The sequence below is a fragment of the Bradyrhizobium sp. Mp27 genome, from assembly GCF_029953005.1.
GTDB classification, from domain to species: Bacteria; Pseudomonadota; Alphaproteobacteria; order Rhizobiales; family Xanthobacteraceae; genus Bradyrhizobium; species Bradyrhizobium barranii.
Window position 1 is genome coordinate 64,846 of record NZ_JASAUS010000024.1, and the last position, 12,916, is coordinate 77,761.

The following is a 12,916-nucleotide window of genomic DNA, read 5'->3' on the forward strand; positions in this document are numbered from 1 at the left end:
TCCGGAGCACGAGATCGCAGTTCTCACGCTTTCGCCTTCTCATGCGCCCGCAGCTCGTCGACCAGCACGCGCACATTCTCCGAATAGTCGATCGGGATCACGACCAGATGCACGCCGCCCTCCTTGAAGGCCGCATCGAGCGTCGGGCCGAAGCTGTCAATGCTCTCGATGCGATGTCCCTTGGCGCCGTAGGCCTTCGCGTAAAGGACAAAATCGGGATTGCCAAACGTCATGCCGTAATCGGCGAAGTGATCGACGGCCTGCTTCCAGCGGATCATGCCGTAGGCGTTGTCCTCGAGCACCAGCACGACCAAATTGAGCTTGAGGCGGACGGCGGTCTCCATCTCCTGGCTGTTCATCATGAAGCCGCCGTCGCCGGCGACCGCGAGCACCCGGCGCTCGGGATAGAGCATCGCGGCCATCATGGCCGACGGCAGGCCGGCGCCCATCGTCGCCAGCGCATTGTCGAGCAGCAGCGTGTTGGCGACGCGGGTTCGGTAGTTGCGCGCGAACCAGATCTTGTACATGCCGTTGTCGAGCGCGACGATGCCATTCTCCGGGATCACCTGGCGGATGTCGTGCACGATGCGCTGCGGTGTCGGCGGCCAGCGCGCCTCGGTGGCGCGGTCGGCGATGTGCGTGAGGATCTCCTCGCGCAACGGCAACAGCGCCGCCGCCTGCGGCAGCTTGCCTTCGAGCCGGTCGGCGAGCAGCTCCAGGCTCGGGCCGACGTCGCCGACGACCTCGGCATCGGGGAAATAGACCAGCTCGACGCTGGCTGGCGTGTAGCTGACGTGAATGACCTTCGGTCCCGACGGCCCCATGATGAAGGGCGGCTTCTCGATCGGGTCATGGCCGATCGCCACGATCAAATCGGCTGCGTCGATCGCGTCATGAACATAGTCGCGCTCGGATAGCGCCGCCGTGCCCATGTAGAGATTGGTGCCGCCGGGCACCGTGCCCTTCCCCATCTGTGTCGTGAAAAACGGAATGCCGGTTCGCCGCACGAAGCTGGCGATGCCGTGGGTCGAGCGCGGCCGGCTGGTCGCAGCTCCCATCATCACCAATGGACGTCTTGCGGCCAGGATCATTTCGGCCGCGCGGTCGAGCGCGGCGCGATGGGCGACCGGAATTTCAATCGGATGGACCGGGATCACGGGGACAGCCGGCACTTCATCGCCCGCGATGTCCTCGGGCAGCTCGAGATGCACCGGCCCCGGCCGTTCCTCCATCGCCACGCGAAAGGCATCGCGCACCACGGTCGGAATGCTGGAGGCGCTGATGATCTGCCGGGAGAGCTTGGTCAGCGGCTTCATGGTCGCGACCACGTCGACGATCTGGAAGCGCGCCTGCCGGCTGCTCATGATCGGCTTCTGGCCGGTGATCAAAATCATCGGCATCCCGCCGAGATGGGCATAGGCGGCGCCCGTGGACAGGTTGAGCGCGCCCGGGCCGAGCGTCGAGAGACACACTCCCGGCTTGCCGGTGAGCCGACCATGCGTGGCCGCCATGAAGGCCGCGGCCTGCTCGTGACGGGTCAGGACCAGCTCGATCTTGGAGGTGCGCAGTGATTCGACGAGGTCGAGATTTTCCTCTCCGGGGATACCGAAGATGCGATCGACGCCCTCGTTCTCCAGCGCCGCAACAAACAGGTCCGATCCTTTTGCCTTGCGTTCCTGCCCGCTCATGTCGCCTCCGCTCGCTGTGCGTCCCGTGGTCGGGAGCGGTCACATGGTAGCCGCTCGCGGCTACAGCACAACTCACAAAGAGGCGTGCGACGCCTCCAACATCGTCGTTGCGAGGAGCCCTTGCGAAGAAGCAATCCAGACTGCCTCCACAGACGGACTTCTGGATTGCTTCGCTGCGCTCGCAATGATGAGGCAAGAGGAAAAGCTGCGTTCACCAACTCGCCTCGCAGCCCGGATGGAGCGAAGCGTAATCCGCGCCCGCGGATCGAGAGGCCCCTGATTGCGCTTCGCTCCATCCGGGCTACGATTAAGATCCGGCGCAAGCCAACCGACGCCCTCTCACAGCTTCGCCTCGGCAAAGATGCCTGATATCCAGTCGAGGAAGACGCGCAAGCGGAGCGCGAGCTGTCGGTTTTGTGGATAGAGCGCGGAGAGCGGCGTCGGCGACGGTGGATAGCCGACCAGCACCTCGACCAGCGCACCGCTGGCGAGATCCGCCGCGAAGCGATAGCGGGGCGCCTGCGTCAGGCCGAAGCCGAGCCGCGCGAGATCGGCCATGGTGTCGGAATTATTGACGCGTACCCGGCTCGGCAGCACCACATTGCGCAGCCCGCCGGCAACGGAAAACTCCAGCGGCAGCACGTCGCCGGTGCGCGAGGAGATGAACGCGACCATCTGATGCCCGTCGAGCGTATCAGGCGTCGTGGGCATGCCGTGGCTGGCGAGATAGCCCGGGCTCGCCACCGTGATTTCCTCGACTGTGCCAAGGCGCCGCAAAATCATCCCGCTGTCCTCGGGCTCTCCCGACCGGATCGCGCAATCGATGCCCTCGCGCACGAGATCAACCAGCCGGTCGCCCTGCCCGATCTGCAAGTCGAGCTGCGGATGGCGCGCCAGGAATTCCGGCAGGTGTGGCAAGATGAAAGTGCGGGTCAGCAAAGGATGTGCGTCGATGCGCAGCAAGCCACGCGGTCGCGCATCGCGCATCGTGGTTTCGGCTTCCTCGACCTCCGCGAGGATGGCGACGCAGCGGCGGTAATAGTCCTCACCGTCGAGCGTCGGCGTGACATGCCGTGTCGTGCGTTCGAGCAGGCGCGCGCCCAGCCGCGCCTCGAGCCCGCGCAAAACCTCGCTCGCCGTCGAGCGGGGAATGCCGAGATCGGCAGCTGCAGCCGTAAAGCTCTGCCGTTCGACGAGGCGGACGAACAGGCGCATGGCGTCAAATCGGTCCATGGCCGATTGTTCACCACAGCCGACAAGTGATGACAAGTTTTTCGCGATTATCCGGTCGCGGCGATCGGGCATTCTCGAACAGGAGCAACCACACCCCATCACACGGAGAGATCCATCATGCCCTTCGCGAATATCAAGATCCCCCAGGCCGCCTTATCGCGGGCGCAGAAGGCGGCGATCGTGCACAACCTCACCGCGCTGTACGCGCACTATTTCGGCGAAGCGGCGCGGACGCACACCATGGTGCTGATCGAGGAAGTGCCTGATGGCGGTTATGGCCGCGCCGACGAGGTGTTCGTGGTTCCCGACGCCTATCGCGCAAGCGACGCTGCTACCTCAGCTTCAGGCTGAGCTCGGTGCCGCCCTTGAGCGGCAACGTCATCGAGACGAAACCGTTTTTGGGATCGCGGATGAAATCGAGATAGTCGGGCTCGGCATTGTCGTTCATGACGTAGCCGCCGACGCGCAGCTGCGGCGCGACGATCCCGATCACCTCGCGCGCCAGCGAGGGACCGCTCTCACCCGGCCAGCCGTCGATCAGGACGAAGTCGACGGGACCGCCGAGATCGCGCAAGGTTTTTCGCGCATCGCCCTCGCGGATCTCGGCATAGTCGGCAAGGCCGGCCTCGGCGAGATTGCGTTTGGCGGTCTCGACCTTGGCCGGCACGATCTCCGAGCCGATCACGGTGCCGCCGCCATTGTCGCGGATAGCGGCCGCGAAATAGAGCGTGGACATGCCGACCGAGGTGGCGAACTCGGCCACGCGCGTAGCACGCAAGCCACGGCACAGCAGATAGATCAGTTCGCCCTGCTCGGAATGAATCGAAAAGCCCTGCTCGGCATAGGCGTGGGGATCACGGCTGTTGAAGGAGCCGCGCGGCCCGCCGCCGGCCGACCGCTGCCGCGCGCCTTGGAGGCGCGCGAGGACGGCGTTGACGCGTAGGTCTTGAATCGGGCTGTGGGGCCGATCATTCATGTGTTGCTTCGCCTCTCAGTTATTTGCCGAGGATTTCCGCGGCGGCACGATCCAGGATCGCCGCGATGCGGCGCGCCTCGGCGGGGTCGCTGCCAAGCCTGGAACGCAGCGCGCGCTTGAGGTTGTGGCGGGCACGGTGCAATTCGTCGGAGGCGTCGGCATCGAGATCGCTGACGCCGGCAAAGGCCTCGCGCACCTCGTCCATGCGGCGACCGATCCGCGACAGCGCTTGCAGGATTGCATCCGCAGTGGCGCGGTTCTCGGCGAGATGCGCCTCGCCCTGCGGCGTGATGCTGTAGCGCTTTCGACCGCCATCCTGCTCGACACTGCTGTGGCCGACCTCTTCCAGATAGGTCAGCGCCGGATAAATCACGCCCGGGCTCGGCGTGTAGAAGCCGTCGGACCGCTCCTCGATGATCTTGATCAGCTCGTACCCATGAGCCGGCTTTTCGGCGAGCAACGCCAGGATCACGAGCTGGAGGTCCTGCGAGGATAGCCGCCTTGCCCCAGGGAAATCGCCGCCCGGGCCGCGCCCGAAGAAGCCATGCCCGCCGCGGCCGAAGCGTCGACCGCCGCCGTGCCGGCCCATGACGAAATGGGCGAAATGCCCAAAATGGAAGTCTTTGTGGTCTCGTCCGTGGTGCATATCGTACGTCCTTTTGTAAAATATATCTTACGATATATCTTGAGATAGACGACCGCAACCCACAAGTCTGTGATCGGCGCCTTGGCGCTGGTCCCGGCTCGGGGGACCAGCACCGCCAGCGACCGATTACTCCGCGGCTTCGCTGTGAGGAACGCCCTGCTCGACCTCAAGCTGAAGGATGTCGTTGAAGCGGTTGAAGGCACCGCAGAGCGCGATGCGCCAGGTCAGCTCGACGATCTGGGCTTCCGAGAAATGCGCGCGCAGGCGTGCGAATATCTCGTCGCGGGTCTTGTTCCAGTTGTTGGTGACGGCGATGGAATATTCGACGACGAGCTTGTCGAGTTCATCGAGCTCGGGATGATCCTTGTAATCGACGAGGCGCGCGGCGCCCTCCTCCGACACGCCCTGCACCGCCAGCTTTGGTGCGTGGTGCGAGACGCAATAGTCGCATTTGTTGAGCAGCGAGACCGTGACCAGCGCGAGCTCCAGATGGCGCTTCGAGACATTGCCTTCTTCAGCAAGATCGACCAGCAGCGACCACATATGCTTGAAGATCGGCAGGCGGTGGGCCATGACACCGGCTTGGTTCTCGAACGCGCCGTAGGTCGTCATCTTGTCCCACAGCGGCCTCAGCACCTCTGGCAAATCGTCCCTGGTCTTGATCGAAACGCGCGACATGGCAATTCATCCCTGGTTGGAAGACGCATGTTGCCATAACGGCGGGCCTTTCGTCTCAAGTGCGAGCGCATGACACCCAAGACATTCGAAGCCCGCTGCCTGCGCCTGCCCGCAGCCACCAAGATGGTGCAGTGGGAAGGCACCTCCGTGTTCAAGGTCGGCGGCAAGATGTTCGCGCTCGGCGGCGGCTTTGCCGCGGGCTCAGGCGGCTACATGTTCAAGGTCTCGGACATGGCCTATGCGATGCTGATCGAGCATGGCGTGGCAAGACCGGCGCCGTATCTGGCGCGCGCCAAATGGGTGCAGCTCGCCAGCAACAACGCACTTCCCGATGCGGAACTCACTGCCTATCTGGCGCAGGCCCATGCCCTGATCGTCGCAAAGCTCACGCGCAAATCGCGCAAGGCGCTCGGGCTGGACTGAGCACTCTCCACAACGTGATGAGCTGGTCATCATACTCCCATTGGACTTTTGCTGCACCGCACCTAGCTCAAAGCAAAGCCCATTCGAGATGGAGTGCTCCATGAGCAAGCTCAACACCACTGCAGCCAACACTTATCGCTATGAACTCGTGCATGATGATGATGACGCCGACTTCGTCGCTTACCAGCGCCGTCGCGAAGACGGGTTCTGGCAGACTTTTGCGACCTGGATGATTCCGCGCACGGTCTGCAACTAGAGCCGCGCGCTTTTCCTCGTGCTTGTATCGGAGGCGGACGCCGCCTCCGACTTTCCCAGCGGGAAGGCGCTGCCCGCTCAGCGTTTCTTCTCACCGGCCGCCTGGGTCGCGCGCAGCAGATTATCGCGCAACCGGCTCACCGTCTTCTGCACCACCGGAAATTCGTCGCCGAGGCCAGTCGCATCGATCACGGAGTTGCCGAGATCCTGTTCGATCAGCTTTCGGCCACCCGGCGTCAGACTCACCCGCACCTGCCGCTCGTCGGCGGGATCGCGGTGGCGCTTGATGTAACCGCTCTGCTCGAGCTTCTTCAGGATCGGCGTCAGCGTGTTGGATTCCAGGAACAGCTTGTCGCCGAGCGCGCTGACGGTCTGCTCGTCCTCGTCCGACAGCGCCACCATGGCGATGTACTGGGTGTAGGTCAGCCCCACCTTGTCGAGCAGGGGCTTGTAGGCGCGGCCGAAGGCCAGATTTGCCGAATAGACGGCAAAGCACAGGAAATTCGACAGTTTTCGGCCTTTGCCGGCGGCTTTGGCGGGACGGGACACGTGAACCTCCGCAATTCGTGATCTCTAAATCCATATAAATCGCATCCGATTAAATCGGAAGAGCTTGACCGGATAGGGCGACGGGTATATTTCGACACGCACACGATTAGATCGGATACGATCTAAATCGAACCCGAAAGGATCCGCCATGACTACCGCTGCAAAGCTTCTCTTCACCGGCAAGACCCACGTCACCTCCGGCCCCGACGGCGCCGCGCACGCGAACGACGGCTCTCTCGATATCAAGCTGGCCCAGCCGCACCCGGCCGCCGAAAACCTGTTCGCCGCCGCCTGGTCGGCCTGCTACCTCGGCGCGCTCGGCCTCGCCGCCGCCCAACGCAAGGTCAAGTTGCCGAGCGAACCGTCGGTCGACACCACGATCGACCTGAGCAACGCCAATGGCGCCTTCTTCCTGCGGGCCCGTCTCGACGTCAGCGTTCCCGGCGTCGATCGCACGATCGCCCAGGAGTTGATCGAGGCGGCGCACGGCATCTGCCCCTACTCCAAGGCCGTCCACGGCAACATCGAGGTGACCACCACTCTCGTCTGACCCGCCATCAAGCGAACATCAGGAGCCGACCATGAGCCCCTATCCATTACGAACCCTGCGCATGCTTGCGAGCGCTGCCGTGCTCGCGACCAACCTTCTCACCCTGCCGGCGGCAGCCCAGCCGGCCGGCGTCACGCGCACCGACCTCCAGCGCCATGATCTCAGCGCGCCCGGTCGCGAGGCGATCCAGGTCCGCGTCGACCTCGCGCCCGGAGTTGCGTTCGGCCGGCACACGCATCCAGGCGAGGAGATTATCTATGTGCTGACAGGCGCCATCGAATACGACGTCGACGGCAAGCCCCCGGTGACGCTTAGGGCAGGCGACGTGCTGTTCATTCCGGCCGGAACGGTGCATGCGGCGAAGAACGTCGGCCAGGACACCGCGAGCGAGCTTGCGACCTATATCGTCGCCAAGGACAAGCCGCTGCTGACGCTGGTGAAGTGAGACCGACCGTCTCGATTGACCCGCACACAATATCTGACTAAAGTCAGGTATCATGCTTGATTCCGTCTCCCGCGTCCGCCGCTTCAATCGCGCCGTGACCTCCGCCGTCGGCGCGCTCGACACCTCGTTCCTCGGGCGCGGCCGGCCGCTCGGGGCGGCGCGCGTGCTCAACGCGATCGGACATGGGCGCTCGGACGTGGCGGAGATCCGCGACTATCTCGGGCTCGATTCCGGATTGATGAGCCGGCTGCTCCGCAGCCTCGAGGACGAAGGGCTGGTCGAGACCACGACGCATGAGGACGATGCGCGCCGCCGTGTCGCGACGTTGACGCGTGCGGGACGGCGCGAATTCGCAGCCTACGAGGCGCTGTCCAATACGCAGGCCGAAGGCTTCCTGGCGCAACATTCGCAGCGCGAGGCGCTGCTGGCGGCGATGGACCTGATCGCCTCCGCATTGACGCGCGAGCGCGTCGGGCTGGAGGAGATGGATCCACGGAGCGAAGCAGCACGTTATTGCCTGCGCGAGTACTATTCCGAGCTCGGCCGCCGCTTCAAGCAGGGTTTTGACGTCTCGCTGTCGCGCGATCCTGACGCCAAGGACATGCGCCGGCCGCGCGGCACCTTCATCGTCGCGATGTCCGACACGCTGCCGATCGGCTGCGTCGGATTGAAGGGAACGGATCACGACTATGCCGAGATCAAGCGTCTCTGGGTTGCCCCCGCAGCGCGCGGATTGCGGCTCGGCCGACGCCTGATGGACGCGGCCGAGAATGCCGCACGTGACCTCGGCATCGCGCTGCTGCGGCTCGACACCAACAGCGCGCTCGCCGAGGCCGGCCAGCTCTACCGCACCACGGGCTGGCGCGAGATCCCCCGCTTCAACGATGATCCCTACCCGGATCTCTTTTTCGAAAAGCACATCCAGTCATAGGCCGCGTCACGCCGCCGCCGCCGCAGCCTCGCCTTGCGGCTTCGCGAATGGCCTGAAATTCATCGCCATCAGGAAGGCGCCGAGGCCCATCGCCCAGGAGGCGATATAGAGCCAGGCGTAGCTGGAGAACGCGTCGTAGATCAGGCCGCCGGCGAGCGGGCCGGTCGCCATGCCGAGGCTGCCGGCCATCGCCGTGCCGCCGATCACCGTGCCCATCATGCGCAGCGGAAAGTTTTCGCGCACCAGCACCGCGTAGAGCGGCATGGTGCCGGCATAGATGAAGCCGAAGACGGCGCCGACCGCGTAGAACGTCGCGAGCTGCTGCGCGAAGACATAGCCGAGCGCGCCGAACGCCTGCAACAGCAGCCCCGTCACCAGCACGCGCTTGGCGCCGAAACGATCGCCGAGCAGCCCGAAGGCGATACGGCCGCCCATGCCGGCAAAGCCCTCGATGCTGTAGATTGTCACCGCCGCGATCAGCGGGATGCCGCAGCTCACGGCATAGCTGACGGTGTGGATGATCGGGCCCGAATGGGTGGCGCAGCAGAAGAAGTTGGTGGCGAGCAGGATCATGAATTGCGGCGAGCGCAGCGCCTCGCCCAGCGACATCTCCCCTTGCGGCGCGCTCTCGCCGGCAGGCACGGCGACGGCATGCGCGAGCGCGGGCGGGCGTCGCACCAGGAACGAGACCGGGATCATGATGACGCCGACCACCAGCGCCACGATCTGCATCGAGGTGCGCCAGTCGTGGCCGGAGACGAGCCAGGCCGCGAGCGGCGCCATCGTCATCGGCGCCATGCCCATGCCGGCCGACACCAGCGACACGGCCAGGCTGCGATGGGTGTCGAACCAGCCGGTGACGGTCGCCATCATCGGCGCGAAGATTGCCGCACAGGAGGCGCCGACCAGGAGGCCGAACATGACCTGGAACACCAGCAGCGAGGTCGCATGACTTGCGGCGAACAGGCTGAGCGACAGCACCGTCGATCCCGTCAGCACCACCGGCAGCGGCCCGAATCTGTCGGTCGCCGTGCCCCAGGCCATGCTGGTGAAGGCCATCGCCAGGAAGCCTATCGTCATCGCGCTGGAAATGCCGGTCACCGACCAGCCGGTGTCCTTGGCGATCGGCTGGAGGAACACCGGCAGCGAGAACATGCCGCCGATCGCGACGCAGCCGAGCAAGCCGCCGGCGGCGACGATCACCCAGCGATAGGAGGAAGCGTTCATTTGGGTCTCCCGTCAGATCTGTCTGGGTGGAAGACGAATGGGAACTGCGCCTGCCGACAACGGCATCGAGGACACCAGATTTTTTTGGCGCCGCCAAACGAAAATCCCGAAAACAACCCCATGCACAGTAGCCGGCCGCTGCCGGATCAAGGACTTACCAACACCCCGCAGCGCGAGGGGCGCGTTTGACACGTCGGGCAAAACACCGGCACAATGTCATCATCCCGCCAACACGATCTGATCACGCTCCGGACGTCGCCGATCCGGCGCACGCCACCGATCCGGTGCGCGGTCAATGCTCCGACTTCGGAGAGAATAGCTGCATGCCAAAGATTGATCTCGCCGTGCCGGGCCGGAAAGGCTCCGGTTATCCCGCGCCTTTCGCCGGCCCTTGCGCCGATCGCATCCGCAAGCGGCTCGGCAATGCCGGTGGCCTCTCCGATTTCGGTGTCAACCTGATGCAGCTGCCGCCGGGCAATTGGTCGAGCCAGCGGCACTGGCATTCGCACGAGGACGAGTTCGTCTACGTGCTCGCGGGCGAAGTGGTCCTGATCGAGGACAACGGCGAAACCGTGCTGCGCGCCGGCGACTGCGCAGCCTTCCCGAAAGGCAGCGGCAACGGCCATCACATGATCAACCGCTCGGATGCGATGGCCGTCTATCTCGAGGTCGGCTCGCGCTCACCCGACGATCTCACGACGTGCTCCGACATCGACATGATGAGCGCCAATTCCGACGGCCGTTTCGTGCACAAGGACGGCACGCCTTATCCGCTCGAATGAACGGCAGCGGCGACGCCTCACACGGCGACGCCACGCCGCCACTCGGTCACGGTCAGCCATACCGCCGAGACCAGGAAGTAGATCGCCCCGACTGCAGCGTAGCCCGCGACATTCGCGATCGTCGGAGACATCGGCGTCGTGGCCTGAAAGATGAAGAAGCCGCCGGCCAGAGCCGACTGGCCGCCGCTGAGCACCATGGCCCACTGCGCGCCAAAACTTCTCCAGCGACGGATCGCGGTTCCCAGCTGGAGCAATCCGGACAGGATCGCCCAGGCCCCGAAGACGCCGAGCACCCGGTTCATGCTCATCTGCAAGGCGACGAGGACCGCGACAGTGGTCACCAGGCTGACCAGAACGTTCAGCGCCTGCGTGCGATTTTGAGCGAGCCCGCCACTGCGCAACGCGTCGACGAAGTTGGCCGCGGCGTCCCATCCCGGATAGAGCACGAGCAAGGCGCCGGCGATCGCCGCAGATGACGGCCCGACGGCAAAGGCTGCAACGACCCAGGCGACGGAGAACGCCGCCCGGATGAAGTAGTAGAGCTTCAGCCATTGCTCGCGGTCGGCCCGAACGAGATCCAATTGATGATGCGTCACTGCTTTCTCTCCTTTACCTACTAGTTGGTAGTCACGCGTAACAGATCACCCTCCGCCCCCAGCTTGCCTGCGGGCGCGTCGTTGTCGTCTCGTCGAAGTGTTTCAGTGTCTGGCGGACAACCGATCCAGCAGCGGCCCGGTGATCACACCGAACATCCTTGGGTCGCCGTAGGCGCGCGCCGACAGCATCGCGCCGTGAACGGTCGCCATGAAGCCTTCAGCCTCGACCTTCGCTGCGCTGGAGAGATGCAGCTGCCCCTTCCGCTTGCCGCGCTCCATCACCGAGGTCAGCCACGACGCCAGCGAACGGAAATGCGCGCGGACTTCAAGCGCCACCTCCTCCGGCAGGATCGGAAGCTCGCAGGCAAGCAGCGCGCACACGCAGAAGGGAGCCGTCGCATCATTGATGCACGCCTCCCAATACCGGACATAGCCTTTGAGCTGGTCGCGAGGGTCCGCGACATTGCGTTCGAGTGCGGACAGTCCCGCCTCGGCTTCCGCGCGATAGCGCGACACGAGGGTGCGGACCAGATCGACCTTGCTGGCGAAATGGTGGTGGATGCTCGGCTTGCGGATACCCACGACGTCGGCCACGTCGGCATAGCTGAAGCCGTTATAGCCGCCCGCGATGATCAGGGTGCGCGCGCAGGCCAGGATGTCGTCGGCCGTCGAGGAAACGTTGGTCATGGCGGGTTAGCTACCTTCCAGTTGGTAGGTAGTCAAGAACGGGATGCTTCAACCATCCGTGAGTGGTAGGGAGCCTGCATGACCATTCGTCCCCTCCTCCGCTATCCCGACCGCCGGCTCGCGATGCCGGCCCGTCCCGTCACCGCATTCGACGACGCCTTGCGCGAGCTTGCAGCGGATCTGCTCGACACCATGCGCGCCGCGCCCGGCATCGGCATCACGGCGCCGCATATCGGCGTGCCCTTGCGCGTCGTCGTGCTCGAGCTCGACGCCAAAGCGGGCCCGCAGACCTACGTCAATCCGCAAATCGAATGGGCCTCGCCCGAGATGATCCTTCATCTCGAAGGCAGCGTCTCGATGCCCGGCGTCAACGACGAGGTCCAGCGCCACGCGCGCGTGCGGATCAGCTATCAGGATGTTGATGGCAACACACGAACCGAAGAGTCTGAAGCCTTGCGCGCGGTGTGCCACCAGCACGAGATCGATCAGCTCGACGGGATGTTCTGGATTCAGCGGCTGTCGCGCCTGAAGCGGGAGCGGCTGGTGAAGAAGTATGAGAAGATGTTACGGCAGACCTGAACTTGGCTAGACCGGCTCCGCTGAGACCGACGCTAGCGGTCATAAAGCGGATCGCGATAGTCCATCCCAGCGAACCGTCCTCGGGTCTTGCGACGTCGCGGCCTCGAGATGCTTGGGAGCAGCGTGCGCGCGGGCGCCGGTCTCGATGCGCTAACGCACGAAGATGCCTTGTTTAGCGATGGTTGCGCGATATGGCGCCCGTCCTGTTCCTCGGCGCGAGGCGTATCACGACCGCAACTTCCAATTTAGGCGATCTTGGCGATGCGGCCGAGACAGGCCGCACCTGCGCCACAGGTGCGCCCCATTGTCATCCCCTCGCCTCCTTAATCTGCGTGCCAATCTGCGTGCCAAGTCGGGGACATGAATGGGGGGCCGCGGCCGCGCGGCTGGCGATATTGAAGATTTGGCAAGCAAGCTGTATTGCCGGCGCGCTGACAGCGACTTCGCTTGCCGCGATTGGTCAGATCGCGGTACCGCGCCCAAGCATCGCAACGCCGAATGCAAGAGTGGCTGATGGATTCAGCGGCATCCCGCTGAATGTGACGACGGTCCTGGCAAATGGAGCTATGGCGGAATCTGGGTGATGACGGTGTGAGGAAGGCGGCGTATCGAGGCGGGTGACGAGCCTGCCAGAACCTCTCGAGGAGAGCGATACGCCATGACCGAGACTA

At 64.4% G+C, this 12,916-nt stretch carries 18 protein-coding genes; 8 read left to right on the top strand and 10 right to left on the bottom strand.

Going from position 1 to position 12,916, the window contains the following annotated elements; all coding sequences use genetic code 11:
• Positions 1 to 23 precede the first annotated feature (23 nt).
• On the bottom strand, positions 24 to 1,688 hold the full coding sequence (locus tag QJT78_RS15650; RefSeq protein WP_028149761.1) for an acetolactate synthase large subunit: 1,665 nt from the start codon (positions 1,686 to 1,688) through the stop codon (positions 24 to 26).
• A 339-nt stretch (positions 1,689 to 2,027) separates the two neighbouring features.
• Positions 2,028 to 2,921, bottom strand: coding sequence for a LysR family transcriptional regulator (locus QJT78_RS15655; RefSeq protein ID WP_212479376.1), 894 nt, complete (start codon positions 2,919 to 2,921; stop codon positions 2,028 to 2,030).
• A 117-nt stretch (positions 2,922 to 3,038) separates the two neighbouring features.
• On the opposite strand from QJT78_RS15655, the gene QJT78_RS15660 reads away from it, so the two are divergent.
• Positions 3,039 to 3,272 (top strand): 4-oxalocrotonate tautomerase family protein, encoded by a 234-nt coding sequence (locus QJT78_RS15660; RefSeq protein ID WP_038942911.1) that lies wholly within the window; start codon positions 3,039 to 3,041, stop codon positions 3,270 to 3,272.
• Here the strand turns inward: QJT78_RS15660 and QJT78_RS15665 are convergent.
• The 3 genes from QJT78_RS15665 to QJT78_RS15675 form a co-directional block, all read right to left on the bottom strand.
• Positions 3,253 to 3,897, bottom strand: a complete 645-nt coding sequence (locus QJT78_RS15665) for a class I SAM-dependent methyltransferase (RefSeq protein ID WP_028149764.1) — start codon at positions 3,895 to 3,897, stop codon at positions 3,253 to 3,255. The two genes, QJT78_RS15660 and QJT78_RS15665, sit on opposite strands and share 20 nt — an antisense overlap.
• 19 nt (positions 3,898 to 3,916) lie before the next feature.
• Positions 3,917 to 4,543: a PadR family transcriptional regulator gene (locus QJT78_RS15670; RefSeq protein WP_028149765.1), complete on the bottom strand. Its 627-nt coding sequence runs from the start codon at positions 4,541 to 4,543 to the stop codon at positions 3,917 to 3,919.
• A gap of 126 nt (positions 4,544 to 4,669) precedes the next feature.
• The gene (locus QJT78_RS15675; RefSeq protein ID WP_028149766.1) at positions 4,670 to 5,221 is read right to left on the bottom strand and encodes a carboxymuconolactone decarboxylase family protein; all 552 of its coding nucleotides are present in this window, start codon (positions 5,219 to 5,221) and stop codon (positions 4,670 to 4,672) included.
• A 69-nt stretch (positions 5,222 to 5,290) separates the two neighbouring features.
• Here QJT78_RS15675 and QJT78_RS15680 point away from each other — a divergent pair, with 69 nt between their 5' ends.
• Together QJT78_RS15680 and QJT78_RS15685 are read left to right on the top strand one after the other, a co-directional pair.
• Positions 5,291 to 5,644 carry an MmcQ/YjbR family DNA-binding protein gene (locus QJT78_RS15680; RefSeq protein ID WP_028149767.1) on the top strand — a complete coding sequence of 118 codons (354 nt, stop codon included), beginning with the start codon at positions 5,291 to 5,293 and terminating at the stop codon, positions 5,642 to 5,644.
• 100 nt (positions 5,645 to 5,744) lie between these two features.
• Positions 5,745 to 5,900 (top strand): hypothetical protein, encoded by a 156-nt coding sequence (locus QJT78_RS15685; protein ID WP_085965426.1) that lies wholly within the window; start codon positions 5,745 to 5,747, stop codon positions 5,898 to 5,900.
• A gap of 77 nt (positions 5,901 to 5,977) precedes the next feature.
• Here QJT78_RS15685 and QJT78_RS15690 read toward each other — a convergent pair whose 3' ends face one another.
• Positions 5,978 to 6,448: a MarR family transcriptional regulator gene (locus QJT78_RS15690; protein WP_028149768.1), complete on the bottom strand. Its 471-nt coding sequence runs from the start codon at positions 6,446 to 6,448 to the stop codon at positions 5,978 to 5,980.
• Between the two features lie 148 nt (positions 6,449 to 6,596).
• Here QJT78_RS15690 and QJT78_RS15695 point away from each other — a divergent pair, with 148 nt between their 5' ends.
• Genes QJT78_RS15695 through QJT78_RS15705 form a run of 3 tightly spaced genes read left to right on the top strand, consistent with a single transcriptional unit; the run spans position 6,597 to position 8,374 of the window.
• Positions 6,597 to 6,998, top strand: a complete 402-nt coding sequence (locus QJT78_RS15695; RefSeq protein ID WP_028149769.1) for an Ohr family peroxiredoxin — start codon at positions 6,597 to 6,599, stop codon at positions 6,996 to 6,998.
• Between the two features lie 31 nt (positions 6,999 to 7,029).
• Positions 7,030 to 7,443 carry a cupin domain-containing protein gene (locus QJT78_RS15700; protein ID WP_028149770.1) on the top strand — a complete coding sequence of 138 codons (414 nt, stop codon included), beginning with the start codon at positions 7,030 to 7,032 and terminating at the stop codon, positions 7,441 to 7,443.
• A 52-nt stretch (positions 7,444 to 7,495) separates the two neighbouring features.
• Complete coding sequence (locus tag QJT78_RS15705) at positions 7,496 to 8,374, top strand: bifunctional helix-turn-helix transcriptional regulator/GNAT family N-acetyltransferase (protein WP_038942909.1); 879 nt, start codon at positions 7,496 to 7,498, stop codon at positions 8,372 to 8,374.
• A gap of 6 nt (positions 8,375 to 8,380) precedes the next feature.
• Here QJT78_RS15705 and QJT78_RS15710 read toward each other — a convergent pair whose 3' ends face one another.
• The gene (locus tag QJT78_RS15710; RefSeq protein ID WP_281460263.1) at positions 8,381 to 9,601 is read right to left on the bottom strand and encodes an MFS transporter; all 1,221 of its coding nucleotides are present in this window, start codon (positions 9,599 to 9,601) and stop codon (positions 8,381 to 8,383) included.
• A 323-nt stretch (positions 9,602 to 9,924) separates the two neighbouring features.
• Between QJT78_RS15710 and QJT78_RS15715 the strand changes: the two genes are divergently transcribed.
• Positions 9,925 to 10,383: a cupin domain-containing protein gene (locus tag QJT78_RS15715; protein ID WP_028149773.1), complete on the top strand. Its 459-nt coding sequence runs from the start codon at positions 9,925 to 9,927 to the stop codon at positions 10,381 to 10,383.
• A gap of 17 nt (positions 10,384 to 10,400) precedes the next feature.
• On the opposite strand, the gene QJT78_RS15720 is transcribed toward QJT78_RS15715, so the two are convergent.
• Together QJT78_RS15720 and QJT78_RS15725 are read right to left on the bottom strand one after the other, a co-directional pair.
• Entirely contained in the window at positions 10,401 to 10,979 is a 579-nt protein-coding gene (locus QJT78_RS15720; protein WP_028149774.1) for a membrane protein, read from the bottom strand.
• Positions 10,980 to 11,081: 102 nt separating this feature from the next.
• Positions 11,082 to 11,666 carry a TetR/AcrR family transcriptional regulator gene (locus QJT78_RS15725; protein ID WP_028149775.1) on the bottom strand — a complete coding sequence of 195 codons (585 nt, stop codon included), beginning with the start codon at positions 11,664 to 11,666 and terminating at the stop codon, positions 11,082 to 11,084.
• Positions 11,667 to 11,744: 78 nt separating this feature from the next.
• Between QJT78_RS15725 and QJT78_RS15730 the strand changes: the two genes are divergently transcribed.
• Positions 11,745 to 12,245, top strand: coding sequence for a peptide deformylase (locus QJT78_RS15730; RefSeq protein ID WP_028149776.1), 501 nt, complete (start codon positions 11,745 to 11,747; stop codon positions 12,243 to 12,245).
• 460 nt (positions 12,246 to 12,705) lie between these two features.
• On the opposite strand, the gene QJT78_RS15735 is transcribed toward QJT78_RS15730, so the two are convergent.
• Positions 12,706 to 12,916: hypothetical protein (locus QJT78_RS15735; RefSeq protein WP_281460264.1), on the bottom strand; the 211-nt coding region annotated here is incomplete at its 5' end.